Annotated in this window: 23 protein-coding genes; 17 read left to right on the plus strand and 6 right to left on the minus strand. The window is 63.6% G+C overall.

Going from position 1 to position 26,034, the window contains the following annotated elements; genetic code table 11:
* Nucleotides 1–8: 8 nt before the first annotated feature.
* Nucleotides 9–893: a DUF930 domain-containing protein gene (locus ACZYTC_RS25965; RefSeq protein WP_488990897.1), complete on the plus strand. Its 885-nt coding sequence runs from the start codon at nucleotides 9–11 to the stop codon at nucleotides 891–893.
* A 181-nt stretch (nucleotides 894–1,074) separates the two neighbouring features.
* Here ACZYTC_RS25965 and ACZYTC_RS25970 read toward each other — a convergent pair whose 3' ends face one another.
* Nucleotides 1,075–1,965: an adenylate/guanylate cyclase domain-containing protein gene (locus ACZYTC_RS25970; RefSeq protein ID WP_434960714.1), complete on the minus strand. Its 891-nt coding sequence runs from the start codon at nucleotides 1,963–1,965 to the stop codon at nucleotides 1,075–1,077.
* A 247-nt stretch (nucleotides 1,966–2,212) separates the two neighbouring features.
* Entirely contained in the window at nucleotides 2,213–3,130 is a 918-nt protein-coding gene (locus tag ACZYTC_RS25975) for a DMT family transporter (RefSeq protein ID WP_441770691.1), read from the minus strand.
* A gap of 333 nt (nucleotides 3,131–3,463) precedes the next feature.
* Here ACZYTC_RS25975 and ACZYTC_RS25980 point away from each other — a divergent pair, with 333 nt between their 5' ends.
* Together ACZYTC_RS25980 and ACZYTC_RS25985 are read left to right on the plus strand one after the other, a co-directional pair.
* Nucleotides 3,464–4,381 (plus strand): alpha/beta hydrolase, encoded by a 918-nt coding sequence (locus tag ACZYTC_RS25980; RefSeq protein WP_434960712.1) that lies wholly within the window; start codon nucleotides 3,464–3,466, stop codon nucleotides 4,379–4,381.
* A 248-nt stretch (nucleotides 4,382–4,629) separates the two neighbouring features.
* Nucleotides 4,630–5,340 carry a L,D-transpeptidase gene (locus ACZYTC_RS25985; protein ID WP_488990898.1) on the plus strand — a complete coding sequence of 237 codons (711 nt, stop codon included), beginning with the start codon at nucleotides 4,630–4,632 and terminating at the stop codon, nucleotides 5,338–5,340.
* A 112-nt stretch (nucleotides 5,341–5,452) separates the two neighbouring features.
* Here the strand turns inward: ACZYTC_RS25985 and ACZYTC_RS25990 are convergent, their stop codons facing one another.
* A complete protein-coding gene (locus tag ACZYTC_RS25990; RefSeq protein ID WP_434960710.1) occupies nucleotides 5,453–6,391 on the minus strand; it encodes a hypothetical protein in 939 nt (312 codons plus the stop codon).
* 399 nt (nucleotides 6,392–6,790) lie between these two features.
* Between ACZYTC_RS25990 and ACZYTC_RS25995 the strand changes: the two genes are divergently transcribed.
* Nucleotides 6,791–7,234, plus strand: a complete 444-nt coding sequence (locus ACZYTC_RS25995; RefSeq protein ID WP_434960709.1) for an SRPBCC family protein — start codon at nucleotides 6,791–6,793, stop codon at nucleotides 7,232–7,234.
* Nucleotides 7,235–7,451: 217 nt separating this feature from the next.
* The gene (dapF, locus tag ACZYTC_RS26000) at nucleotides 7,452–8,270 is read left to right on the plus strand and encodes a diaminopimelate epimerase (RefSeq protein WP_441770687.1); all 819 of its coding nucleotides are present in this window, start codon (nucleotides 7,452–7,454) and stop codon (nucleotides 8,268–8,270) included.
* A 72-nt stretch (nucleotides 8,271–8,342) separates the two neighbouring features.
* Here the strand turns inward: dapF and ACZYTC_RS26005 are convergent, their stop codons facing one another.
* Both ACZYTC_RS26005 and ACZYTC_RS26010 read right to left on the minus strand, forming a co-directional pair.
* On the minus strand, nucleotides 8,343–9,821 hold the full coding sequence (locus ACZYTC_RS26005; protein WP_488990899.1) for an aldehyde dehydrogenase: 1,479 nt from the start codon (nucleotides 9,819–9,821) through the stop codon (nucleotides 8,343–8,345).
* Nucleotides 9,822–10,045: 224 nt separating this feature from the next.
* Nucleotides 10,046–11,524, minus strand: a complete 1,479-nt coding sequence (locus ACZYTC_RS26010; protein ID WP_454817815.1) for an APC family permease — start codon at nucleotides 11,522–11,524, stop codon at nucleotides 10,046–10,048.
* A gap of 287 nt (nucleotides 11,525–11,811) precedes the next feature.
* Here ACZYTC_RS26010 and ACZYTC_RS26015 point away from each other — a divergent pair, with 287 nt between their 5' ends.
* From ACZYTC_RS26015 to hpaH, 11 genes are all read left to right on the plus strand, one after another.
* Complete coding sequence (locus ACZYTC_RS26015) at nucleotides 11,812–12,597, plus strand: IclR family transcriptional regulator (protein ID WP_488990900.1); 786 nt, start codon at nucleotides 11,812–11,814, stop codon at nucleotides 12,595–12,597.
* The gene (locus ACZYTC_RS26020) at nucleotides 12,597–13,850 is read left to right on the plus strand and encodes a Tm-1-like ATP-binding domain-containing protein (protein WP_488990901.1); all 1,254 of its coding nucleotides are present in this window, start codon (nucleotides 12,597–12,599) and stop codon (nucleotides 13,848–13,850) included. Before ACZYTC_RS26015 ends, ACZYTC_RS26020 begins: the two co-directional genes overlap by 1 nt.
* On the plus strand, nucleotides 13,847–14,497 hold the full coding sequence (locus ACZYTC_RS26025) for an HAD family hydrolase (RefSeq protein WP_434960704.1): 651 nt from the start codon (nucleotides 13,847–13,849) through the stop codon (nucleotides 14,495–14,497). Before ACZYTC_RS26020 ends, ACZYTC_RS26025 begins: the two co-directional genes overlap by 4 nt.
* 19 nt (nucleotides 14,498–14,516) lie before the next feature.
* Complete coding sequence (locus ACZYTC_RS26030; RefSeq protein ID WP_488990902.1) at nucleotides 14,517–15,875, plus strand: aspartate aminotransferase family protein; 1,359 nt, start codon at nucleotides 14,517–14,519, stop codon at nucleotides 15,873–15,875.
* 1 nt (nucleotide 15,876) lies between these two features.
* The gene (locus ACZYTC_RS26035) at nucleotides 15,877–17,160 is read left to right on the plus strand and encodes an aspartate aminotransferase family protein (RefSeq protein ID WP_488990903.1); all 1,284 of its coding nucleotides are present in this window, start codon (nucleotides 15,877–15,879) and stop codon (nucleotides 17,158–17,160) included.
* 7 nt (nucleotides 17,161–17,167) lie between these two features.
* On the plus strand, nucleotides 17,168–18,178 hold the full coding sequence (locus ACZYTC_RS26040) for a phosphotransferase enzyme family protein (protein WP_488990904.1): 1,011 nt from the start codon (nucleotides 17,168–17,170) through the stop codon (nucleotides 18,176–18,178).
* A gap of 56 nt (nucleotides 18,179–18,234) precedes the next feature.
* On the plus strand, nucleotides 18,235–18,621 hold the full coding sequence (locus tag ACZYTC_RS26045; RefSeq protein WP_488990905.1) for a 5-carboxymethyl-2-hydroxymuconate Delta-isomerase: 387 nt from the start codon (nucleotides 18,235–18,237) through the stop codon (nucleotides 18,619–18,621).
* Between the two features lie 40 nt (nucleotides 18,622–18,661).
* A complete protein-coding gene (gene hpaE, locus ACZYTC_RS26050; RefSeq protein ID WP_488990906.1) occupies nucleotides 18,662–20,179 on the plus strand; it encodes a 5-carboxymethyl-2-hydroxymuconate semialdehyde dehydrogenase in 1,518 nt (505 codons plus the stop codon).
* A gap of 275 nt (nucleotides 20,180–20,454) precedes the next feature.
* Nucleotides 20,455–21,435, plus strand: coding sequence for a 3,4-dihydroxyphenylacetate 2,3-dioxygenase (gene hpaD / locus ACZYTC_RS26055; protein ID WP_434960698.1), 981 nt, complete (start codon nucleotides 20,455–20,457; stop codon nucleotides 21,433–21,435).
* A gap of 92 nt (nucleotides 21,436–21,527) precedes the next feature.
* Nucleotides 21,528–22,400 (plus strand): fumarylacetoacetate hydrolase family protein, encoded by an 873-nt coding sequence (locus ACZYTC_RS26060; RefSeq protein ID WP_441770677.1) that lies wholly within the window; start codon nucleotides 21,528–21,530, stop codon nucleotides 22,398–22,400.
* Nucleotide 22,401: 1 nt separating this feature from the next.
* A complete protein-coding gene (gene hpaH, locus ACZYTC_RS26065) occupies nucleotides 22,402–23,205 on the plus strand; it encodes a 2-oxo-hept-4-ene-1,7-dioate hydratase (RefSeq protein WP_441770676.1) in 804 nt (267 codons plus the stop codon).
* A gap of 142 nt (nucleotides 23,206–23,347) precedes the next feature.
* On the opposite strand, the gene ACZYTC_RS26070 is transcribed toward hpaH, so the two are convergent.
* Entirely contained in the window at nucleotides 23,348–24,127 is a 780-nt protein-coding gene (locus tag ACZYTC_RS26070; RefSeq protein ID WP_441770675.1) for an HAD-IIA family hydrolase, read from the minus strand.
* Nucleotides 24,128–24,435: 308 nt separating this feature from the next.
* Here ACZYTC_RS26070 and ACZYTC_RS26075 point away from each other — a divergent pair, with 308 nt between their 5' ends.
* Nucleotides 24,436–25,998, plus strand: coding sequence for an ABC transporter substrate-binding protein (locus tag ACZYTC_RS26075; protein WP_434960694.1), 1,563 nt, complete (start codon nucleotides 24,436–24,438; stop codon nucleotides 25,996–25,998).
* The last annotated feature ends 36 nt before the right edge of the window (nucleotides 25,999–26,034 follow it).

Genomic DNA, 26,034 nt, shown 5'->3' on the forward strand with positions numbered 1-26,034 from the left:
CTTCCGGGATGAGAAACGACCAGCCGGATCAGCGATGGTGGAAATGGAGCCTGCTGGCCTCACTTCTCCTCAATTTGCTGGTCGCCGCGCTCATCCTGCCGCGACCACTGGTGTCGCCTCTGAAGGAAGAGCAGGCGATAACGGTCGAATTGGTGCAGTCGGTCGATCCGCCACCGAAGCCGAAAGCCGAAGCGCCCCCGCCAGCCAAACCGGTACGGCCACCGGCAGAAAGCGCCGTGAAACCACCGCCGCCGAAGGCTGCGGACGAACGGCAGGGCACGCAGCCTGTCATGAAGCCGGTGTTTCTGTTTGGCGACAAGGATCGCGGCCCCCGAAAGGCGCCGGATGGCAACAGCCCTGAAAACGGCTCGGCCCTACCCCCGGCCCGGCCTGATCCGGCTCAAACAAATGGTCCGAACACACCGGCCGTGACGCCGGCCCCAACCGAGCAGGCTCCCCAGGTTGCTGCGACAGAGGCGTCGGCTGCACCCACCCAACCCCAGGCCCCAAATCAGGCACAACCAGATCCGAAGCTGCCCGAATCCAGAACCTTGTTTTCGCAAGAGACGACCAACGACATCAACGCGATGCTTGCGATGGGAAGCATGTCTCGCGGCGAGCGGGTGGGCCAGCTTTGCGTCACGGAACTGCATGAGCAATTGCTGCATGCCTCGCCCTCCTATGTCCCCGATATGCTCCCTCGCGAACAGCTCGAGCAAGGCACCGTGCTCGAGGATTCCAAGGCAGCATTCGCCTCCAAGTCACAATGGTACAATTTGAGCTATCGTTGCGAAGTCGATGCGAAGGTAACGAAGGTCATCGCCTTCGCCTTCCAGGTCGGCAATCCGGTTCCGCGCAGCGACTGGAAAAGCCGCGGGCTCCCCGCGCCATAAACGAGGCGTGAAACGCCCGGCTTGGCTGCGGGGCGTCAGCGATCTTGGTGCATGGCAATCCGCGCGGCAGAGGCCCCAACCTGCCTATCGCGCCTTGCGCGGGCAATTTCAGCCCTGCGAGACGTCCGGCCGCCGATGCCGTCGCGATGGACGAAGCGCTTTGGCCGGAACTTGTCCCTGGTCACCCCGAGATGATCTCGTAGTGAAGGATCTGGGCCTCGCTGAGGGACGATCGCACACCGGGCGATATCAAACCGGAACCGAAGAGTAGAACGTCTTCACGCCGCACGAATACTTCAAGGCCGGGTCCCGTCGACACGAATGTGCCCGACGAGCTTCGCTCGGCCAGCCTGGCCCTGCCGTTCGAAATGGTGAAGGTCGCGTGATGCCTTGAGACCCAAGGCCGCGGCACAACGATATTGCACTCTGGGGATCGGCCGACGGTCACGGATTCATTGTTGCGGCAGGATCGCAACTGATCCCCATATCTGATGACGAGATTGAGGTGCCGTGTCGGGCTGGCAATCCTGTCGAAAGCGGTGCTCTGGTGGGCAAGCTGCGTACTGACAACACCATCGTCATCCCGCAGGGTATAGACATCGAAGGGCTCCTGCTTCCCCTTGAAGGCCATGCTATCGAGGAGCCGCAAGGCACCTCGGCTGCCCGGGATAAGTGCTTCGAAAAAGCTCTGGCTGACCAGCACCTCCCCGGGGTTTGCCGTGCTCGACAACCTCGCGGTGACATTGACAACATCGCCGAATATGTCGCCCCGCATTCGAAGGACCGCTCCGAAATGCAATCCGACCCTGGCCTTCAACGGCCCATTCGTCAGCTGGCTGCTGATCTGGCCGACAGCCTTCAGCGCCGCCTCCGGCCTCTTGAACAGGCTGAGCACGTCGTCGCCCTTCGAGGAAATGAATTCACCGCCGTATCGGGCGGTGATCTCGCGAATCGCGTCCAGGCATTCCGAGATTTGCCGCAGAGCACCAACATCGCCGATGCGCTCATAGAGCGGCGTGCTCCCCACGACATCGACCAAGAGGACGGCAGCTAGAATTCTCTCCTGATCCATCAACGTGCATCCGCCCCGAGAGCGCAACACCTGTATACTACACCCAAATTACCCCTGGTTTCATTACTTGAGGTCCAAATAAAACGGTGTTGGTAACGGGCGAAGCCGGCTTCATGGCAGGATGAGCCATTGTCGAGCTGCGGCGGGCTATACAGTGCGCACCTTCGAGTGCAGCGCCGGCGCAAGTGGCGCCGACGGCTCCCCGGCGTCCGTCTTATTTTTTTGAGCAACGTCGGGCCTTGCATGGTCAATGTGCAAATACCAGACCGGCGATGATAAAGGCCGCGCCCCAGATGTCGTAGTAGTGCAAACTTTCCCCGAGCAAAAGATAGGCGAGCAAGGCCACGAAGACGGTCTGCAGATAAAGCAGCATGCTGGCGCGACCAGCGCCAAGCACCTCGACGCTGCGATTGTAGAGGTAGTACATCAGTGCGCCGCCTGGCCCGGCCAAGTAGGCAAGCGCCAACAGGCCATTCGCGTGCAATGCCGAGCCGCCGCCGTATATTGACTCCCACAGATAGAAAGGAAGGGCGGCAAGGGAGCCGGCCCCGAGCAGAACCACGACCGTGGGCAGGAGGGCGATGCCGAATTTGGAACGGCGCAAGAGCACAGTGTAAAGGCCCCAGCAGAATGCGCTTCCTACGATCCACAGTTCGCCGATACTGAACTGGAGCCCTATCAGCGCGCGGAGATCACCGTGGGCAACAATCACCATCATGCCGGCCAGGGCAAGTAACGCTCCGATTGCCTTCCGGAGACCAAGCGGTTCGCCAAGCACGATCCGGGCGATAACCATGGTCATGACGGGTGAAAGTGCCATTATGATGCCGGCAGTGGTGGCATTGGTGGAATGGAGGCCTGTGTAGATCATGCCCTGGCACAGGGTCAGACCAATCGTTCCTATAAGCAGAACCTCCACCGCCCGCGATCGGATTAACGCGATTATCGCGCGGTAGTGGTGATGCACGATCGGCAGCAAAATTGCGCAAGCAAGCAACAGCCGCCAGAAGCAGAGCGCCCATGGCCCCATTTCCGGCGCCACCCATTTGGCCGCGATGTACACGCCAGCCGAAAGAAGCCACCCCAGGACCGCGGTCGAGTAAGCGATTGGAAGGGACACGCCAGAGGCGGCCTTCGCATCGTCAGCATGTGTAATCGGCAGCATTTGGATCTCAACCTCCTCCTACCGCGAATGGACTCGGAGCGATTGCAGCGTCGCGTCGCCGGGTGCTGTTCTCTCGCTTGGAGCCCAATCAGCGCTCTTCAACCTGCTCGGCCTGACGACCAACCATCCGATTTCTTCTGATGGGATGGTTTCCTGGCAACACAACGACGCTCTCACATTACTCCGTCTCAGAAGATTAGAGTGTCCGCTGTTGCAAAAAATATTACGCGCTTCACCCCAACCTCACTTCCGCGGCTGAAATTACTACAAATTGCGAAGATTGATTACCAAGCATAGTGTCACGATGCGCCAACCTTTATCAAGGAACATGCTGTGACCGATCACGAACGCACCCTGAAGGAAATCGCAGCCATCCGCGAACTGCTGACCTCGAAGCCTCGGCCGGTCGGATGGGGCGAGCGGCGCGCACGGCTCGATGAGGTCGGAACAAACTGGCCTATTGCCGATGATATCCTGTGCACAGCTGTCCAGTGCGATGGCGTCCCCGGTGAATGGTCGATGGCGCCGGGCAGCGACGCTGAGAAGGTGCTGCTGTATTTCCACGGCGGCGGTTATTGCTCAGGCTCTATTGAAAGCCATCGCCGGCTGGTGACGGAAGCAGGTCGCGCGGCGCGCATGCGAACCCTTGCGATCGACTATCGCCGCGCTCCCGAGCACCCTTTTCCGGCCCAGCACCAAGACGCACTCGCCGCATGGCGCTTTCTGCGGCGGCAAGGCATCGCCGCCGAACACATTGTGGTCGGTGGTGATAGTGCGGGCGGCAATCTCACTTTGGCCCTGATCGCTTGCCTGCGCGCCGCTGGTGACCCTCTTCCCCGCTGTGCATGGTTGATTTCGCCCTGGACCGATCTCACCATGTCCGGCTCGTCGCTCGCCAGCAAGGACTCGATCGATCCGATCATCCATAAGGCCTATCTGGAGGAGCTCGCCGGCGCCTATGTCCCCGTGGGGAAAGAATATTGCGACCCGCTAATCTCGCCGCTGTTCGCCGATCTGCACGGCTTTCCGCCGCTGTTGATCCAAGTTGGTTCGGCTGAGACGTTGCTGTCGGACGCCACGCGGCTTGCCGAAGCAGCAGGGATTGCGGATGTGCCGGTGCGACTCGAGATATGGCCGCATATGATTCACGCTTGGCCACTTTGGAACGCCGGTCTGGACGATGGCCGCCGCGCGCTTTCAACTGCGGGTGAATTCATTCGCAAAGCCGGGTGCCAGCCAGCCAAATGTTAGGAACGGCAGCCTTTCATATAATCGGTTCCAAAACGCCCATATTGCTGCCGGCCACCTTGGAAGTCAGCGCGAAGTGAGACCGCAAGACCGCGTGGACCTTGCAGACTTCGGTGCAAGGCTGCGCGCGCACAAAGACCCAAAGCTTGCCAATCGGGCCGCGGGAGGGCAATTTCAGCCCAGCGAGACATTCGGCGGCCGATGCCGCTGTCTTCTCTGGTCGGACAACGGGACAAGGGAACGCGAAGATCATGATCATGGACGGTGGAATTGCCGATACCGGCGAGATGGACGAGGCCGCCAAGCTCGGGCTCGGATCGGGGCTTCTCAGCCGCCGCTCGTTCCTGGTCGGCTCCGCCGCCGGCCTTGGCGCACTCGGTCTGGCCGGCTGCGCGACGTCAGGCGGCATGAGCCGGGCCGAGGCGGCGAGGCTCTATGCGGCGGTGCCCGAGGAGAAATTCCCGATCCCGGCGGTCGATGTCAGCAAGATCGACCCCAAATATTATCGCCGGAAAGTGCAGTACCCCAGCAAGGAAGCGGCCGGCACGATCATCGTCGATCCGAGCAAATATTATGTCTACCGCATCGAGGGCGACGGGATCGCCACCCGTTACGGCGCCAATGTCGGCCGCCAGGGCTTCCTGTGGCATGGGGACGCCTATGTCGGGCGCAAGGCCGAATGGCCGGTGTGGACGCCGCCCAGGGAGATGATCGCGCGCCAGCCGGAGGCCGCTAAATATGCCGGCGGCATGCCGCCCGGCCTGAACAACCCGCTCGGCGCCCGCACGCTCTATCTATATCAGAACGGCAAATACACGCTCTACACACTCTACAGCACCATCATTCCCCAGTCGATCGGCTCCGGCGTTACGAGCGGCTGTACCGGCCTGCTTACCCAGGACATGCTCCACCTCTACGGCCAGACGCCGGTGGGGACGAAGGTGGTCGTGCTGCCGGCCTAAGGCTAAGGCCCAATACGGTTTCCGGGCGTATCCTTGCCCTACCCATTGAAGTCGCAGCCTTGCGGCCTCAATCCGCCGAAGGAGGGTCAGGACGCCTCCGAAAACCGGGCGGCTATGTCCAGGCGTTGAGATCGCTGACGAGCTGCCTGTCCAGCGACAGACTTTCGAGGCCGCTGGAAAGCAGGATGCCGCCGCGATCATGGTGACCACTTCCGCCCAGCTTGCGTTTGTGGTGCAGGAAGTGACCGACCTCGTGCGCCATCACGCCGATGAAGGCCTCGCCATAGTCGAACACTCCTGGATTACCCTGGTCGACGACCACGCAGACCTGCTCGTCCGGCAGGAACTGCCCCGCCGCCTCACTGTCCGTGGCATCGTAATCGCCGACGAGAAAGCAGGTGAGATCGGCGCCGCCCTGTTTGAGCGGCACGATGTCCTGGCGGAAGACATCCCGCATGATCTTCGGCCCCAGGGCCTTTTCCACCATGATCCAGTCGGCGCCGGCCGGGGTGAAGAAGATGTTCGTCTGGGCCCCGAAGATCCAGTTCAGCCGGGTAAGGAACCAGGACGCGTCATCAGGCTTGAATTTCGTTGCGTTGACAACCTTGCCCGCCTGGTCGAAATGCCTGAGGAACTTGAAGGCGAGCGTGTAGCTCTTGCGCGGCATGATCGCGACATCGAGCTTGATGACCGTGCCGCCACGCGTGCCCGTGAGCGGGGGAATGCCGGTCCCCTTGGCCTGGACCTTGAGGGCACGTGCCCCGGCCTGCGGCCATATGGTGCCATAGAGTGAAGTGCGCAGCCGCAGCAACTGGTCGTCGCGCTCCTGGCTTTGCTGTTTGCCGTACCGGGCGTCGATATAATCCTGAGCGACGCGCTCGACCTGCTCGACGCGGACATCGTCGATCTGCAGTCGGGCCTGATCGTAGGACAGGTGAACGCCTTTGGCGTCACGCAGGCAAACCAGATTGAAGCCACCCTCTGGGACCACCATGAAGTTTTGCGCGGCAAACACCCCGGAATATTGCAGGAACTGCACGAAACTCGCCATGACGTTCCCCAGCCTCGATCCGCGATGATGCCGCGCCCGGTCCATCGCAGCCGCGAGAACCACCCGTGATCATTGTTGTCCGGTTGAGTGAACAATATAGCGGAAATCGGCTTTGCGAGGCAATCAACCGGCACCGATCCCGCCTGGCGCCGACCTGAACTCGGATCGCTTGTCAAAACCTCCAATTGAAAATCGTCTTGAAGGCATGCTGCTGGGCGTAGCCGGGGAGCTGCCCGTTGTGGGAGAGGCCGATAAAGGCGGGCACCCCGCAAAAAATCTGCGTCGCTCTGTCGGGCGGGCAGAGCGGCGTTCGTCCTCGGGGCATGGCAAGATGCTTTCTACCATGACTTCCTGCTCTCCAAGCCAAGAGCTCTTCTCCCAGCCAAGAGGACAACGATCATGCCCAGCACCATCCGTCTGCACCGCGTTCTGGCCACCAGCCCCGAGAAGGTCTACCGCGCCTTCCTCGAAGCAGATGCCCTCGCAAAATGGCTGCCGCCGAACGGCTTCACCTGCACCGTGCATCACTCCGAGCCGACGGTCGGCGGTACGTTCAAAATGTCGTTCCGCAACTTCACCACGGGCCATGGCCATTCGTTCGGCGGCGAGTATCTCGAACTCGTCCCGGGCGAACGGCTGCGCTATACGGACAAGTTCGACGATCCCAATCTGGCGGGCGAGATCGTGGTGACGGTGACGCTGAAGAAAGTGTCCTGCGGCACCGAGCTGAATATCGAGCAGGCCGGCATTCCCGACCTCATCCCGCCCGATGCCTGTTATCTCGGCTGGCAGGACTCGCTGCGCAATCTAGCCCGGCTGGTCGAGCCCGAGATCAATCAATAACCGTCGACCCGCGTACCAGGACGCCCGGCATGGTGCGCCCTGGCCGCGTTCCATGTTTGAGGAGGTCGCCCCGGCAAAGGTGGCCTCTTCCCCTGCCCTCCGCGGGGCGATTGCTGGAGGATCGGCCGATCCAGTTGCCTGGCGCCCGGAATCAACCCACTCTCGGCAGCGACACGGCGCGCTCTACCTTGCGCGTCGAACAGCCCCCGAGCCAGCCATGTCTCTCCGTTTTCAGAAAATGCATGCCAATGGCGACGACTTCGTCATCGTCGACCTGCGCGGCCAGGCAGATATCATCGATCGCGATATCGCCAGGCGTCTGGGAGACCGCAATCGCGGCATCGGCTTCAACCAGCTCGCGGTCATGACGGATTGCGAAGACGCCGCAGCCAGCCTGACCTTCTGGAACCCGGATGGCTCGACGCTCGATGCCTGCGGCAGCGCCACGCGCGGCGTCGCCTGGATCATGTTCGAGGAAACCAAGTCCACATCCACGATCCTGAGAACTAATCGCGGCCTGCTGGCCTGCGCGCGGGAACCGAACGGCCTGATATCCGTCGATATGGGCGCGCCGCTCACCGGGTGGCAAGACGTGCCGGTGGCCAAGGAGATGGAAACGTTGAAGCTGCCGTTGCCCGGCGAACCCGCAGCCTGCAGCATGGGCAATCCGCACTGTACTTTCTTCGTCGACGATATCGATGCCATCGAGGTGTCGAGCCTCGGGCCGCAGATCGAAGCCCATCCGTTGTTCCCAGCGAGGACCAATGTGCATTTCGTCGAGGTCATCAGCCCGACGCGGATCCGCCTGCGCATCTGGGAGCGCGGCGGCGGCATTCCGCTCGGCTCGGGTTCTTGCGCGTGCGGCGCGGCGGTCAACGGCATGCGCCGTGGCTTGCTGGCTGGTACCGTCGCGGTGGAATGCGACGGCGGGATGTTCATGGTCCGCTGGGACGGCGCTGGCGGCGCCTTCCTGACGGGGCCGGTCGAGCCGAGTTTCAGCGGGGTCTGGTCCGGCTCGCTGACGCCGGCTGCCTGATCGCATAAGCAGTATCGACGGCCTGGGCACAGCCAAGTGACTGCCACTGCCATCTTTCCATTGATCGCCCAGTCAAAGCTGGATCCAGGCCGTCTTGAGATCGCTGTATTTGTCCAAGGCGTGCAGCGATTTGTCATGACCGTTCCCGGACTGCTTCACGCCGCCGAGCGGCACGGTGTGGTCGGCGCCGCCATAGGTGTTGACATGCACGACGCCGGCGCGAAGGGCGCGGATCATGCGATGAGCACGCGAAAGGTCGGCGGTCCAGACGGCGGAAGCAAGACCGTAATCGCTGGCATTGGCGATGGAGATGGCCTCGGCTTCCGTCTCGAAGGGAATGATCGACAGGATCGGGCCGAAGACTTCCTCCCGTGCCAGCGTCATTTGGGGCGTGACGTCGAAGATCGTCGGCTGCATGTAGAAACCGCCGCTCTCCTGCAGGATCCGCCGGCCGCCGGTCCTGAGATTGGCCCCCTCGCCGAGGGCCAGTTCGGCATAAGCGAGATCCTTCCTCAACTGAGCCTCACTGGAAACCGCGCCGATCTCCGTGGAGAGTTGCAGGGGATCACCGACTTTCATACGGGAAGCGATGGCGGTGAGCTTTTCGGTAAAGGCCTCGCGAACGGAAGCGTGCACCAGCAGCCGGGAGCCGGCGACGCAGACCTGGCCGGCATTGCGAAAGATGCCATGGGCCGAGACTTTCGCGGCCCGGTCGAGATCGGGCACGTCGGCAAACACGATGTTGGGCGACTTGCCGCCGAGCTCGAGATAGACACGCTTGAGGTTGGAGCGGGCCGAGTATTCCAGCAGCTTGCGCCCGACACCGCCCGACCCGGTAAAGGCTATGACGTCGATATCCCGGTGCAGGCCGAGTGCCTCGCCGGACACCGCTCCCCTGCCCGTGACGACGTTCAGCACGCCTTCCGGCAGACCGGCCTCGGCGCAGAGCGAGGCCAGCTTGAGGAGGCTCAGCGAAGCCCCTTCCGCCGGCTTCAGCACCACGCAATTGCCGGCCGCCAGCGCGGGCGCGATTTTCCAGGCCCCGATCATCATCGGAAAATTCCATGGCACGATGGCGGCGACGATGCCGACCGGCTCGCGATGCACGAGCCCGAGCACGTCACCGGCCGTCGGCGCGATTTCGCCATAGACCTTGTCGATCGCCTCGGCATAGTAGCGGAAGGTAGCCGCGGCACTGCCCGGCTCGGCCTTCAGGGCCATGGCCATTTCCGTACCGTTGTCGCGCACGCCCAGCACGGCAAGGTCTAGGGCGTCGCGCTCGATCAGCTCGGCGATGCGCAGCAGCACCTTCCTGCGCACCGATGGCGCCGACTTCGACCAGGAGCCTTTCTCGAAGGCAAGACGGGCGGCGCGCACGGCGCGGTCGACATCCCCTGCCCCGGCGTCGCCGATCGTGGTCAGCTTGCGCCCGTCGATCGGCGAGATGACGTCCAGGACGGCGCCATCCTGCGGCTCGCTCCAGCTGCCGCCGATGAACAGTGATTGCGGGGCGACGGGAAGGAGCCGGAGACGATCGATCTGGTCCTGCATTTCTCAATTCTCACACGATAACGGGTCACGAAGTCGAGGGCGACGGCAGGATGGGCGGATTGCGTCATCCCTCACCCTTACCCTCTCCCGGCCCGGGAGAGGGAGGCATCAGCGTTGTGCTTCTTCTTATCCCCTCGCATCTCTCCCAGTCGAAGCCCCCCTCTCCCCTGTGGGGAGAGGGGTTGGGGGTGAGGGATCTCGGCCTGCTTTGCATCCGGAATTCATCACGCCTCCTGCCCGACGCCGAGCCGGGCAAAAGCAGTGGCGTCGGTGGATTTGAGCCGGATGGCGGAAAGGAAGCCGATGATGCCGGCGATCGGAACCAGTCCAGGCAGCAGCACGGCGAGCACGCCATTGGCGCCCGCGAGCGCGCCGAAGTTCACCGCGATGAAATAGACCAGCGCCAGCAGGACCAGGCCGGTCACCACCGGCAGGATCTTGGTCACCAGCACATTGCCTTCAAGCTCGGGATTGCGCGTGAAGAAGGCGACGATCGCCAATGCCGTGAAGGCCATCAGCAGGATGATCGCCAAGGTAGCGACATTGGTGAGCCAGGAGAACAGGGCCAGCACCGGATCCAGGCCGGTGGCGGCAAACAGCGCGACCACCAGCGCGGCGATGACGGTCTGGATCATCGAGCCGACATGGGGACTCTGGAACAGGGGATGCGTCACGCCGACCGATCTCGGCAGAAGCCCCTCGCGGCCGGCCACATAGAGGTAGCGCGCCACGCCATTGTGGAAGGCCAGAACACCGGCGAACAGGCTCGTGATGAACAGAAGGCTCATCACCACGGTGATGCCGTGGCCGACATAGCGTTCGGCGAGGCCGAAGAGGAAGGTCGTCGGATCGGCAAGGCCCTGCAGCTGCGGCACGAGCTTGTCGACGCCGGCGCCGTTCACCATCAGCCATGAGGTCAGCATATAGAATACGCCGATGATCAGCACCGAGATATAGGTCGCCCGCGGCACGGTCCTGTGCGGTTCGCGGGCCTCCTCACTGTAGATCGTCGTCGCCTCGAAACCGATGAAGGCGGCAAAACAGAACAGGAGGCCGATGGCAGGCGTGCCGCTCCAGAACGCCGCCGGCGTAAAGGGCGTGAAGGTGAGGCCGGCATCGCCTCCCTTGAAGAAGATCGCCGCATCGATGACCAGCACGACGAGATATTCCAGCGCGACCAGCACGGTGAGGATCTTGGCCGACAGATCGACACGGCGATAGCCGAAAACAGCCACCGCGGCGATGCCGACATAGGTCCACACCCACCAGGGCAGGTCCAGGCCGAACTGCTCGGCGAAGAATCCCCTTGTCGCCGCACCGAACATGCCGAACACGCCGATCTGCATGCAATTATAGGCGAGAATGGCGATGAGGGCCGCCGCTCCCCCCATCAGGCCGCCAAGCCCTTGCGCCGTATAGGCGTAGAAGGCACCGGCATTGCGGATATGGCGGGCCATGGCGACATAGCCGACGGCAAAGAGCAACAGGATCAGGGTGACCAGGACGAAGGTCAGCGGGATGCCGGGCCCATTTCCGAGCAGCATGGACAGGGGCACGCCGCCGGCGACCGCCGTCAGGGGTGCTGCCGCCGAGACCACCAGAAAGGTGATCGCCCCCACGCCGAGGCTGTTCTTGCGGAGCTGGTTGGATGGTTGGCTTTGCGAGTCTTGTCGCGTGTCTTGCCGCGAATCTTGCACGGTCATGGGCGTTCGTTCCCCTGGTTGAAGGCGCCGGCATGCGTGGGGAAGGCTCGCCCGCCGTTTCGTCAGAAACGGCGCGAACGATGCTGCCCCTTATTCTTGTTGGCCGTCTGTATTGATGCGCGAACTTCGGTTCATTATTTGAACCATTACTTCAAATATAGACTTGCAAAGAACCGCGGCAGCTGTCAAGTTATTTCGCATGTTAATTATCTCGGGTCGCGGCAGAAGAACCCGCAAGGCTCCCGGCGCACCGGAAGCCAAGACGAACCGACCCCGGTGGAGGAAGAATGAGCACGATCGGCAAGGCCCTTTCATTGCTGGACACCGTGTCGCGCCTGCAGGAGGAGGCGGGGCTGACCGATATCGCCCGGCTCTGCGCCCTCGATAAGGCCACCGCCCGGCGCTTCCTGGTGGAACTCACCAAGCACGGCTTCGTCGAGCAGGATCCGGTGACACGCAAATACCGCATCGGGGCAGCGCCGGTGCGCCTCGCCCGCATTCGCGAGGCCCGCTATCCCTTCCTGCGCATCGCACTGCCCCATATCAAGGCGCTGGCGGAAGCCTCGGCCGAGACGGTGCATCTTTCTGAATTCTCGGGCAGCCAACTCGCCACCATCCATGTCGAGGATTCACCCAAAGCCCATCGGGTCATCGTTGATGTCGGGGGCATCCTGCCCTTCCACGCGACGGCGTCGGGGCTAGCCTTCCTGGCCTTTCGCCCCGCGGCGGAGATCGAAGCTGCCCTGGCATCGCCGCTGGAACGCTTCACCGAGCATACGATCACCGACCCGGCCGGGATTGGCGAATTGCTTGAAGAAACCAGAGCCCGCGGCTTCTCGATCGGCCATCAGGGCTTCGAGGTCGGCGTGGTCAGCGTGGCCGCCCCGATCCGTGCGCCCAATGGGGAGCCGATCGGATGCATCGCCGTTGCGGCTCCGACGGTGCGTGTCGCCAAGACAGCCCTCAAGGCCTTGGGTGCCGAGACCGTCGCAACGGCCGAGGTCATCTCGGAAAAATATTACGGTCTGGAACGGCCCGCTGAAACCAATGCTCGTCTTGGGAGAACTGCCTGATGAGCGTGACGGTCTCGACGCCCAGAATACTCGTCATCGGAACGGGCGACACCAAATCGGACGAGCTGCAATTCATGGCCTCCGTCATCCGGGAAGCGGGCGGACACCCTGTCATGGTCGATGTCAGCATCCTGGGCGATCCGCCCTATCTCCCCGATCATTCCAGGCACGATGTCGCCACGGCTGCCGGTACCTCCATCGATGCCATCATCGCCAGCGGGGACGAAAACAGCGCGATGGCCCTGATGGCACAGGGGGCGGCAGCCCTCGTCCTCGACCTCTACCGAGCCGGCAAGGTGGATGGCATCATCGCGCTCGGCGGCTCGATGGGCACCGACCTCGCCCTGGACGTATCGGCCGTCCTGCCGGTGGGCGTTCCCAAATTCGTCGTCTCGACGATCGCCTACTCCCACCTCCTTCCGCCCGAGCGCATCGCACCAGACCTGATGATGATCCTGTGGGCTGGCGGCCTCTACGGTCTCAGCGGCATTTGCTGTTCCGTGCTCTCGCAGGCCTGCGGCGCCGTGGTCGGCGCGGCCCGACATGGCCGGAAGCCGGATTCCGCGCGTCCCCTGATCGGCATGACGTCCCTCGGCTCCACCTGCCTCAAATATATGAAGCATCTCAAGCCCGAGCTGGAACGGCGCGGCTATGACGTCGCGGTGTTCCATGCCACCGGCATGGGCGGACGCGCCTTCGAGGCGGTCGCTGAGAAGGGTGGCTTTGCGGCGGTGTTCGATTTCTGCATCCAGGAAGTCAGCAACCACCATTACGGCAGCATCGTCACCTCCGGTCCCGACCGCCTGGAGAATGCCGGACGCGCCCGCATTCCCCAGATCGTCGCCCCGGGTGCCGTCGACATGGTGGACCTGCCATCCTGGCGCGAGCCGCCGCCCATCCTGGCGGACCGCCCCTATCACGCCCATAACCGCCTGATCGGCTCGGTGACGGCCTCCCCCGAGGGCCGGCGCGAGATCGCCCGGGTGATCGCCGCAAAGCTCAAGCGGGCCGCCGGGAGAACCGCCTTCCTGCTGCCGATCGAGGGATTGCAGGAATGGGACAAACCGGGCGAGCCCCTGCACGATCCGGCCGGCCACGCCGCCTTCGTGGATGAAATCCGCAAGGCCCTGCCCCCGAGCGTCACCCTTCGCGAGATCAACGCCCACATCAACGCGCCGCAATTCTCGGACGTCGCGCTCGCGCTCTTCGACGAATGGGTGGCCGAGGGCATCGTACCGGAGGGACGGCCATGACCGGCGAGCGCGCCCTCATCCTCGATTTCGGTGGGGTGGTGACCCGCACCCTGTTCGAAACGCACGATGTCACAGAGCGCACCCTCGGCCTGGCGCCTGATACGCTTACCTGGCGCGGCCCCTTCGCCCCGGAGACCGATCCGCTCTGGGTCTCGATGCAACGCCAGGAGATCAGCGAGCGCGACTACTGGCTCACACGAGCCGGCGAAGTCGGCCGCATGGTCGGCGAAGACTGGACGGATATGCAGACTTTCGTGCGCCGGGCCCGCGGCGCCGAACCCGAGCTGGTGCTGCGCCCGGAAGCGCGCGAGGCCATCCTGCAGGTGAAGGCAGCGGGGCTGAAGCTCGCCATCCTCTCCAACGAACTCGACCTGTTCTACGGCGTCGAATTCCGCCAGCGCTTTCCCCTGATCGACCGCTTCGATGTCATCGTCGATGCCACCCATACCGGCATCCTGAAACCGGATGCGCGCGCCTATGAGCAGGTCCTCGCCGAGCTCGACCTGCCCCGCGAGGCTTGTGTCTTCGTCGACGACCAGCTCAAGAACATCGAAGGCGCCAGAGCGGTGCGCCTGCCCCATGTCCATTTCGACGTCACCCGGCCGTCCCAGGGCTATGCCCAGGCTCTGGCCATGCTCGGCATTTGAATTTGAAGAGGAATGAACGATGCGTGAGACCAATTTCCTGATCGAGAACAATGCACGCCAGCTCTGGCATCCGATGGCGCATCCGGCCGACATGCAGGCCAATCCGCCGCGCATCATCACCTCGGCCAGGGGCGTCGAGATCACCGATATCCACGGCAAGACGGTGCTGGACGGCGTCGGTGGCCTCTGGAACGTCAATCTGGGCTATTCCTGCGACCCGATCAAACAGGCGATCAAGGACCAGCTCGACGAACTGCCCTATTACTCGACCTTCCGGGGCACCACCAACGCGCCCTCGATCGAGCTCGCCTATGAGCTGGCGGAGTGGTTTAAGCCGGACGGACTCAGCCGCGCCTTCTTCACCTCCGGCGGTTCGGATTCGGTGGAAACCTGCCTGCGTCTGGCGCGGCAATATCACCGGGTCAGCGGCCAGCCCGAGCGTACCAAGTTCATCGCGCTGAAGAAGGGCTATCACGGCACCCATTTCGGCGGCGCCTCCGTCAACGGCAACCAGCATTTCCGCCGCAATTACGAGCCTTTGTTGCCGGGCGTATACCATCTGCCGGCACCTTGGCCCTACCGCAATCCGTTCGGGACCAGCGATGGCGCCGAGATCACGGCGGCGATCGGCCGGCTGTTCGAGGAGGAAATCGCCTTCCAGGGCGCCGATACCATCGCGGCCCTGATCCTCGAGCCCGTGCTCGGCTCCGGCGGCATCATCGTGCCGCATGAGAGCTTCCTGCCGCTGATGCGCGAGATCTGCGACCGGCACGGCATTCTCCTGATCGCCGACGAGGTGATCACCGCCTTCGGCCGCACCGGCGCCTGGACCGGGGCGCGCCTGTGGGGCATCAAGCCCGATTTGATGTCCACAGCCAAGGCGATCACCAACGGCTATTTCCCCTTCGGCGTGGCGATGATCTCGGAGACGATCGCTCAGGCCTTCGAGAGCAACAAGAACACGCTCGCTACCATCAGCCATGGCTACACCTATTCCGGCCACCCCATCGGCGCGGCGGCGGCGATCGCCACGCTGAAGGAAATCCGCCGGCTCGACGTCGCCGCCAACGCCGCCGCCCGCGGCGCGGAACTGGGCCAAGGGCTCGAAAACCTCAAGGCCAGGCACGAACTGGTCGGTGACGTGCGCGGCATCGGCCTGATGTGGGCGCTCGAACTGGTCGGCGACCGCGCCAAGAAGACGCCGGCCGCCAAGGATGTGGTGCAGAAGGTGCAGGACGTCGCCTATGAGGCCGGCGTGCTGGTGCGCACCTCCGGCGCCAATGTCATCATCTCGCCGCCGCTGGTGATCAGCGCCGAGGACGTCGCGCGCATCGTTGCCGCCCTCGATGCCGGGCTGACCGCGGCGGGAGGACGCTGAGATGGCCGGCAATGCCGCTCTGCTCGCGCGCCGCGAAAGGCTGCTCGGGCGCAACATGTCGCTGTTCTACCAGGAGCCGGTGCATCTGGTGCGCGGCGAAGGCGTCTGGCTCTGGGATGATGAGGGCCGGCGCTATCTCGACTGCTACAACAACGTGCCGCATGTCGGCCATTGCCACCCGCGCGTGGTCGAGGCGATCACGCGCCAGGCTTCGACGCTCAACACGCATACACGCTATCTGCATGAGGGCATCCTCGACTATGTCGAACGCCTGACCGCGACCTTCGACACCAACCTGAACGCGGCGATCCTCACCTGTACAGGCAGCGAGGCCAATGACGTCGCTTTGCGCATGGCGCAGGCCATGACCGGCCGGATCGGGGTGATTGCCACCGACCACACCTATCACGGCAATACCGCGGCGGTATCGCAGCTCTCCACCCGCATGCCGCCCGTCGGCGGCTTCGGTGGCCATGTCCGCCACGTGCCGGCGCCGGACAGCTACCGCCCGCTGGGCGGGGCGCCGGGCGCGGCCTTCGCGGGGGCCTTCGCCTCCAAGATCGAGGAGGCGATCGCCTCGCTGGAGGCGAGCCCGCACGGCTTTTCCGCCCTGATCATCGATCCCTTCTTCGCCAATGAAGGCTTTCCCGATCTGCCCCGGGGCTTTCTGGACCGGACGGTCTCAGCCGTGCGCAAGGCCGGCGGACTCGTCATCGCCGACGAGGTCCAGCCCGGCTTCGGCCGAACGGGCAGCCATATGTGGGGCCACCAGCGCGCCGGCTTCCTTCCCGATATCGTCACTTTGGGCAAGCCCATGGCCAATGGTCATCCGGTCGGCGGCGTGGTCGCCAACATCGATACGCTGAACACCTTCCGCAAGGCCTTCCGCTACTTCAACACCTTCGGCGGCAATCCTGTTTCCTGCGCCGCGGCGATGGCGGTGCTCGACGTGATCGAGGAAGAAAGGCTGATCGAGAACGCCGGCACCGTCGGCGCCCATGCGCGCGCAGGCTTCGAGCGTCTCGCAGGCAAGCATGCCCTCATCGGCGACATCCGCGGCAGCGGCCTGTTCATGGGCACCGAATTCGTGCTGGACAGGACGACCAAGGAGCCGGCCCCGGAGCAGGCAAGCCGCATCGTCAACGCCATGCGCGAGCGCGGCGTGCTGATGGGCAAGATCGGTGTGCATCAATGCGCCACCAAGATCCGCCCGCCCATGCCGTTCTCCAAGGAACATGCCGATCTGATGCTGTCGACCCTCGACGATGTGCTGTCGGGTCTGTGAGGCGGTGATGATGGGCGATCCGGCGCAAGAACTGAAGAACACGCTGTTTGAGCGAGCCAGCGAAGCGCTGCAGCATTGGCCGGCGCCGGCCCAGCAGCCGCAACTCCTCAAATATCGGGAGAATGCGGTTTTCCGTGTCGTCCTCGCCGATGGCCGGCCGGCGGCTTTGCGGCTGCACCGGGCGGGCTATCACGACGAGGCAGCACTGCAATCGGAATTGGCCTGGATGACGGCCCTGCGGCAGGGCGGCCTGGCGGTACCCGCCACCATTCCGGCCGAGGATGGGCACCCCCTGGTCGCGCTGCCAGCCACTCACCGTTTTGCTGCCCAACATGCCGACATCGTCAGCTGGATCGACGGCGTGCCGCTCGGCCAAACGGGAATGCCCCTGGCGCAGCCACCGGAAAAACAGGCCGAGCTTTTCTTCAGGATCGGCCAGGCCATGGCCACCATGCATGATCTCGCCGATGCCTGGCAGCGGCCATCCGGTTTCCATCGGCCAGCCTGGGATATCGAAGGGCTGGTGGGCGAGCAGCCGCTCTGGGGACGGTTCTGGGATTGTCCGGGCCTTTCGCCACGGGAAAGCGAAGCTCTTGCCAAGCTGCGGATCAGGCTCCGCCAGGCCCTCGACAGCCACGCCCCTTGCCTCGACTACGGCCTCATCCATGCCGACCTCGTGCGCGAGAACGTCTTCATGACCAATGGCGGCGTGGCCTTCATCGATTTCGACGATTGCGGCCACGGCTACCGCCTGTTCGACCTTGCCACGGCGCTGCTGAAGAACCGGCGCGAGCCGGCTTATCCGGCCATCGAGCAGGCGCTGGTCGCCGGCTATCGCAGCCGCCGCGGCCTCAGCGAGGAGGCGCTGGCGGCCCTGCCGCTCTTCCTCCTCTTGCGGAGCCTGACCTATATCGGCTGGCTGGCGCAACGGCCTGAGACCCCCGACGCCGCCGAACGCCTGTCGCGTTATCTGAAAGAAAGCTTTCAACTGGCCGAGACTGTGCAAATCGACCCTTGACACCGTTCACAATTTTATTAACATGTTAATTAAATAGATCGGGAAACGCCAAGGCCATGCCGCACCTCACCGTGGAATATTCCGGCAATCTCGAAGGGCGCATCAAGATCGGCGCGCTCTGCGACCGGCTGCACGCCACCATTCTGGCCACGGGGCTCTTCGAGCTCGGCGCCATTCGCGTTCGGGCCTTGAAGGCGGACCATTTCACCATAGCCGACCGCCTGCCCGAGAACGGCTTCGTCGACCTCAACTTCCGCATCGGCCACGGCCGCAGTGCCGATGAAAAGAAGCGTACGGGCGAGGCCCTGTTCGCCGCGGCGGGCGAGGTGCTCGCTGCCCTGTTCGCAACCCCTCATTTCGCGCTTTCGCTGGAGATCCGGGAAATCGACCCGGAGCTGAGCTGGAAGCGCAATGCCATCCATCCGCGCCTTCGCGGCAAATAGCCTGCGCGACGGCTGCCCCCGATCACCGAGAGATCCATTCATGTCGACACTGCAGGAAAACCTGGCCAAGGCCGAAGCCTATCTGGCTCGTTTCGAGGGCATGGTCGTGCCCAACCGCATTGGCGGCGAAGACGTCGCAGCAGCCGATGGTGCCACTTTCGAGACGATCTCGCCGATCGATCTGAAGCCGCTGGCCCGCGTGGCGCGCGGCTCGAGCGCCGATGTCGATCGCGCCGCCAAGGCGGCCAAGGCGGCTTTCGCCGAATGGGCGGCCATGCCGGGCGGGGCTCGCAAGAAGCTCCTGCACAAGATCGCCGATGCCATCGTGGCACGCGCCGAGGAAATCGCCTTCGTCGAATGCATGGATACCGGCCAGGCCCTGAAATTCATGGCCAAGGCAGCCTTGCGCGGCGCCGAGAATTTCCGCTTCTTCGCCGACCGGGCACCCGAGGCCCGTGACGGCAAATCCCTGCGCACCGAGGGCCAGTTCAACGTCACCACGCGCGTGCCGATCGGACCAGTGGGCATCATCACCCCCTGGAACACACCCTTCATGCTGTCGACCTGGAAGATCGCGCCGGCGCTCGCCGCCGGTTGCACCGTCGTGCACAAGCCGGCCGAATTCTCGCCGCTGACGGCAAGGCTGCTGGTCGAGATCGCCGAGGAGGCCGGATTGCCCAAGGGCGTGTGGAACCTCGTCAATGGCTTTGGCGAGGATGCCGGCCGCGCCCTCACCGAACATCCCCTGATCAAGGCGATCGGCTTCGTGGGTGAGAGCCGCACCGGCGCGATGATCATGCGGCAGGGCGCCGAAACCCTGAAGCGCATGCATTTCGAACTGGGCGGCAAGAACCCCGTGATCGTCTTCGCCGATGCCGATCTCGAACGCGCGGCAGACGCTGCCGTCTTCATGATCTATTCGCTGAACGGAGAGCGCTGCACCTCCTCCTCGCGCCTGCTCGTCGAGGAGAGCATCTACGACAGGTTCACCGCACTGATCGCCGAGAAGGCCAGCCGGATCAAGGTCGGCCATCCGCTCGATCCGGAAACGGTGATCGGGCCGCTGATCCACCCGGTGCATGAGAAGAAGGTGCTCGACTATATCGCCATCGGCCAGGCCGAAGGTGCCAAGGTGGCCGCGGGGGGCACCAAGGTCGAGGGACCGGGCGGGGGATGCTATGTCTCGCCGACCTTGTTTACGGGTGCCAACAACCGTATGCGCATCGCTCAGGAAGAGATCTTCGGACCGGTGCTGACGGCGATCCCCTTCGCCGACGAGGACGAGGCCCTCGCCCTGGCCAACGACGTCCAATACGGCCTGGCGGGCTATCTGTGGACCGCCGACCTCGGCCGGGCCCTGCGCTTCACCGACCATCTCGAAGCCGGGATGATCTGGGTCAATTCGGAGAATGTGCGCCACCTGCCCACGCCCTTCGGCGGGGTCAAGAATTCCGGCATCGGCCGCGACGGCGGCGACTGGTCCTTCGACTTCTACATGGAGACGAAGAACATCGCCTTCGCGACCAAGCCCCACGCCATCACGAAGCTGGGCGGCTGATCGACCGCTCACCAGAAATACATCGTCATCCCCGGCCGAGCCACTCGCGAGCGCAGCAAGAGAGGGCGAGGGGAAGGGGATCCAGAGGCTCAATGGCTCAACTTACGACTCCTGGATCCCCTTCCCGCCACCTGCGGTGGCGCTGTCGCCCCAAGTTGCATCGCAAGTTGGGCTGAGGATGACGCCTCAAACCGGTACTTCATGAATAGGCCCCAGGCCTAGCCGTCATAGAATACAGCCCGCCCCTCGATGGGAGCGGGCGGGAGGAAGACCCGATGCCCCTACCCCAACCTGTTCTCCATCCGCCCTTCAACATCGTCAGGCTCAGCCATGTCGAGCTCGCCGTGACGGATCTGGCCAAGTCGCGCGCCTTCTATGTCGACATTCTCGGCCTGCAGGTGACCGACGAGACATCGGACACCATCTATCTCAGGGCGATGGAGGAGCGCGGCCATCATTGCATCGTCCTCAAAAAGGCCGAGACCGCCGAGGCGCGCGACCTCGGTTTCAAGGTCTATTCGGAGGACGACCTCGACAGGGCGGCGCATTTCTTCAAAGGCAGAGAGCTGCCGGTCGAATGGATCGAGCGCCCCTACCAGGCCAGGACCTTCCGCACCCGCGATCCGCAGGGCATTCCGCTCGAATTCTATGCCAAGATGGAGCGCCTGCCGCCCATCCACCAGAAATACGCGCTCTATCGTGGCGTCAAGCCGCTGCGCATCGACCACTTCAACTGCTTCTCGCCCAATGTCGACGAGGCCGTGGCCTTCTACAACGAGATCGGCTTTCGCGTCACCGAATATACCGAGGACGAAGAAACCGGCCGGCTCTGGGCGGCCTGGACCCATCGCAAGGGCGGCGTGCACGACATCGCCTTTACCAATGGCCGCGGGCCGCGCCTGCATCACACCGCCTTCTGGGTGCCGACGCCCCTCAACATCATCGACCTGCTCGATCTGATGGCGACGTCGGGATGGGTTGCCAATATCGAGCGCGGTCCCGGGCGCCATGGCATCTCCAATGCCTTCTTCCTCTATATTCTCGATCCGGACGGGCATCGCATCGAGATCTATTGTTCCGACTACCAGACGGTCGATCCCGATCTGGAGCCGATCAAATGGGACCTCAAGGATCCGCAGCGCCAGACTCTGTGGGGAGCCCCCGCCCCCAAATCCTGGTTCGAGCATGGCAGTCCCTTCGCCGACACGCCCATCATCGACTCCATCCTCAAGGCCCAGCCGATCATCGCCCCCTGATCGCCAGTTTGGGCATCGCTGCCCCGGAACCAACGAAACGGAGCGTGTTCTGTCCTGAATGCACTCCGCCCTGCACTGTCAAGGAGACGATTGTGACCGACAGGCCCCGTTTTGCCGCCTTCTCCCATCAGGGAGCCCTGAAATACGGCCTTGCGAAGGGCGAGGGCATCATCGACCTGTCGAAGCGCCATGGCGAGCGCTGGCCGAGCTTGCGGGAGGTGATCGAAGCCGGCGCCCTGGCACAACTCGCCGAGGAAGCAGTATCGCTACCCCCCGATTATGCCCTTTCGGACATCACCTTCGAAATTCCGATCCCTACTCCGGAGAAGCTGATCTGCGTGGGCGTGAACTTTCCCGACCGCAACGAGGAATACAAGGACGGCCAGGCCGCGCCGGCCAACCCCTCCCTCTTCATCCGTTTTCCGCGCTCCTTCACCGGCCACGGCCAGCCGCTGATCCGCCCGCCCGAAAGCCCGCAGCTCGATTATGAGGGCGAGATCGTCATCGTCGTCGGCAAGGGTGGCCGGCGCATAGCCGAGACCGAAGCGCTCGACCACATCGCCGCGTTGTCACTGTGCAACGAAGGCACGATCCGCGACTGGGTGCGCCACGCCAAGTTCAACGTCACCCAGGGCAAGAATTTCGATCGCACCGGTTCGATCGGCCCCTGGCTCGTCCCCTATACAGACAGCACCCAGCTTGCCGACATCGAACTCACGACCCGCGTCAATGGCGAGATTCGCCAGAAGGACCGGACCAGCCGGATGATCTTCTCCTTCACCCGGATCATCGCCTATATCTCGACCTTCACCACGCTGGTTCCCGGCGACGTGATCGTCACGGGCACGCCGACCGGGGCCGGCGCGCGCTTCGATCCGCCGATCTGGCTCAAGCCCGGCGACGTCGTCGAGGTCAGCGCCGAGGGTCTCGGCACCCTCAGCAACACGATCGCCGACGAGGTCTGAGATGATGACAGCAGCTGAAATCGAAGCCGCCGCGGAAAGCCTGGACGAGGCCGAGCGCACCCGCATCCAGACCGGCCTCCTCTCCCTCAAGCATCCCGGCATCGACATGGCCGACGCCTATGCGATCCAAGCCCGCTGGGTGAGCAGGAAGATCGATCGCGGCGCCAGGGTGATCGGCTGGAAGATCGGCCTTACCTCCAAGGCGATGCAATCTGCGCTGAACATCGACATTCCCGATTCCGGCGTGTTGTTCGACGATATGCTGTTCGAGGACGGCGCCACCATCCCAGCCGACCGCTTCATCCAGCCGCGCGTCGAGGCCGAACTCTCCTTCGTGATGAAGGCACCGCTTCGGGGGCCACGCGTCACCGTCTTCGACGTGCTTGAAGCCACCGACTATGTCACCCCCGCCCTCGAAATCCTCGATACACGCATTCTTCGCGTCGATCCCGAGACCGGGAAGGCCCGCACCATCTTCGATACCATCTCCGACAACGCCGCCAATGCCGGCATCGTCACCGGTGGTCGAGCGATGCGACCGGATCAGGTCGATCTGCGCTGGATCGGTGCCATCGTCACGCGCAACGCCGAGGTCGAGGAGACCGGCCTCGGCGCCGGTGTGCTCAACCAGCCGGCGCGCGGCATCGCCTGGCTCGCCAACCGACTGGCCGAGTATGGTCAGGGCATCGAGGCCGGACAGATCGTGCTCGCCGGCTCCTTCATCCGTCCCATCGAGGCGCGGCATGGCGACACGATCCACGCCGATTTCGGCCCCTATGGTTCAGTGAGCATCTATTTCGCCTGAGAGCGGAAATGCCCTGGGATCGGAGGGCCGATCTCCTCAGCCCCATCAAGAGATGGAGCGGGATCGACCGTCTTTGGAAACCTCGCGCCCGATGGAAGGCGAAGATGGTCGATCTGGAGATCGACCCTCCAGGTTGCGTATTTCAATCCCCGAACAGCTCTAGCAGGCTCGCCACCTCGAGATCGGGGGTCACATCCGGCCGGGCGGCAGCCACCACTCCGGTCGTGACCAACACGGAACGCATGCCCGCCCGCTTGCCGGCCAGTATGTCGGTGGCGATCTGGTCTCCGATCATGACCGTCCCCTCGCGCGGCGTGCCGAGAAAGCCGAGCGCCTCTTCGATCATCAGCGGCTCGGGCTTGCCCACTACGATCGGCCGGCAGGACGGCACCGCCGCCTGAACGGCCGCCATCAGCACGCCGACGCAGGGCTCGAAGCCCCTCTCGACCGGAGCCAGCATGTCGGGATTGGTCACCACCACCGCGGCTCCGCCGAGTGCCGCGCGCACCGCCGTGCTCAGCTTGGCATAGCTGAGCTGATAGTCGAAGCCGAGCACCACGACCTCGGCATCGTCCCCCGCCAGGGTGAAGCCCGCCGCCTCCAGCGCTGCGAATAAGGGCTGTTCGCCGATGGCAAAGACCCGCGCTCCCGCAGGCCAGCGCCGGCGCATCAGGCTGGCGGTAGCCGAGACCGCGCAGAAGACCTGTTCGGGTTCGGTAACAATGCCCATCCGCGTCAGCTTAGCGGCGAAATCGGCCGCCGATTTCGTGGCGTTGTTGGTGACGAAGGCATAGGGAATGCCGTCGGCATGCCAGCGCCGGAAGGCCTCGACAGCATCGGGAATCGGGCTGTCGCCACGATAGGCCACCCCATCGAGATCCGAAACGATCCCTTTCAGACTCATGGATTGGAATGACGGCATCGACGAGGTTCCCTGACACGATTCGGCCGGGATCATAGGCTGGCCTGGTACGCAGCGGCCATTGCCTGAACTCCTGCATTCCTGTGCCTGTAACCACCCCGCGCAGAGTCCGGTTTTCCATGCCTCTTGATTGGGCATGGCGCGAGAAGGGTCAGCAATGGAATCGTGGAGCTGTAGGCATCAGGCTCCGGCGCCATCTGGTCTAGAGTTTCATCACCCACCAACGACAAGGTGGGACGGCTCGGCACTGCGTCGGATCGGAAGGCGAGCCCGAAAAACTTCTGCGCCCCCATTCAGAGGAACGAGAGATGATCAACCGCAGAGACCTTATGCTGGGCGCGCTGGCTGGAGCCGGCGCCTTCGGCTTCGGCCGCGTCAACCCCGACTTCCTGGTCAGTTCGGCCTTCGCCGCCGAAGGCCGGTCCCTGCGCTTCCTCGGCGCCGAGGCGCTGACCGGCAATTGGGACCCGACCACGCATACCAATCTCGGCCAGCTCATCGTCGAGGGTTTCGTGTTCGGCTATCTCACCCGGGCACCGATGAAGCCCGACAATCCGGAAGAACTGGTGTTCGAACTGGCTGAGTCCCTCAAGCCGATCGACACCTACACGCTGGAAGTGAAGCTGCGCAAAGGCGTGAAGTTTCACGACGGCACGCCCTTCACCTCGGCCGACGTCAAGGCCACCTATGAATATGGCTCGCAGCCCGACAGGCCGGCGCAATGGTATCCGGGCCAGGTCAAGGTCGACATCGTCGACGAGCACACCTGCCATATCAACACCAAGGACTATGGCTATCCGGCTGCGCTCTATTACTACCTCTCGTCCTTCCTGCCGATCATGGCTGCCAAGGACATCGCCAACAAGGCGCAGCTCTCGGCCCGCATGAACGGCACCGGCCCGTTCAAATATGTCGACCAGAAGGGCGACACCACCATCCTGGCCGCCAATACCGATTTCATATTCGGCGCGCCCAAGATCCCCGGCGTCGAATATCATTTCGTCGGCGACACCACGACACGCACTTTGTCCCTGCTCAACGGCCAGGCCGACATCATCGAGCGCCTGGAACAGGAGCAGGTCGACACCATCGCCAAGGACGACCGTTTCGCCATCCACAAGGCTGTTTCGGTGGAGAACAAATATCTGTTCTTCCGCTGCTCCAAGAAGCCCTTCGACGATCCGCGCATCCGCCTCGCCGCCTGCCACTCGATCGACCGCAAGCAGGTGCTCGAGGTCCTCGGCGTTTCCGGCACCTTCTCCAAGGCCCATATCTCGCCGGTTAAGTTCGGCTACACCGAAGTGGCCGACTATCCCGAATATGATCCGGACAAGGCCCAGGCCCTGCTGGCCGAGGCGGGCTTCCCCAAGGGCGAGGGCCTGCCGGAACTGACCTATTACTCCTCGGTCGGCTTCTATCCGAAGACCAAGGAATATGCCGAATTGATCACCGGCATGCTGGAGGAACAGGGCTTCAAGGTGAACCTGCAAACCCTGGAAGTCGCGGCCTGGGGCAATCTGCTCTACGACAAGCCCGGCGGCGGTGAAGGCAACATGATCGACTGCGGCTGGTGCACGGGCTCGCCCGAGCCGGACCTGGTGATCCGCACCCATTTCCATTCCTCCTCCAAGCGCATCACCGGCATCGTCGACAAGGAGATCGATGCGGTACTGGACAAGGAGCGCAACGCCGCCTCGATCGAGGAGCGCAAGAAAATCCTGCAGACTGAAACCCTGCCGACCATCGCGCGCAAGGCGCCGGCGCTGGCCCTGTTCACCTCGGTGTTCATCCACGCCTACTCCAAGAAGCTCGACGGTCTCTACATCTACCCGAACGGCATGCAGGACATGAGCAAGGCAAACCTGGCCTGAGCCGCAAGGGACTGGAGCCGGTCCCCCCGGCCGGCT

It is taken from the genome of Labrys sp. F242 (genome assembly GCF_057813875.1).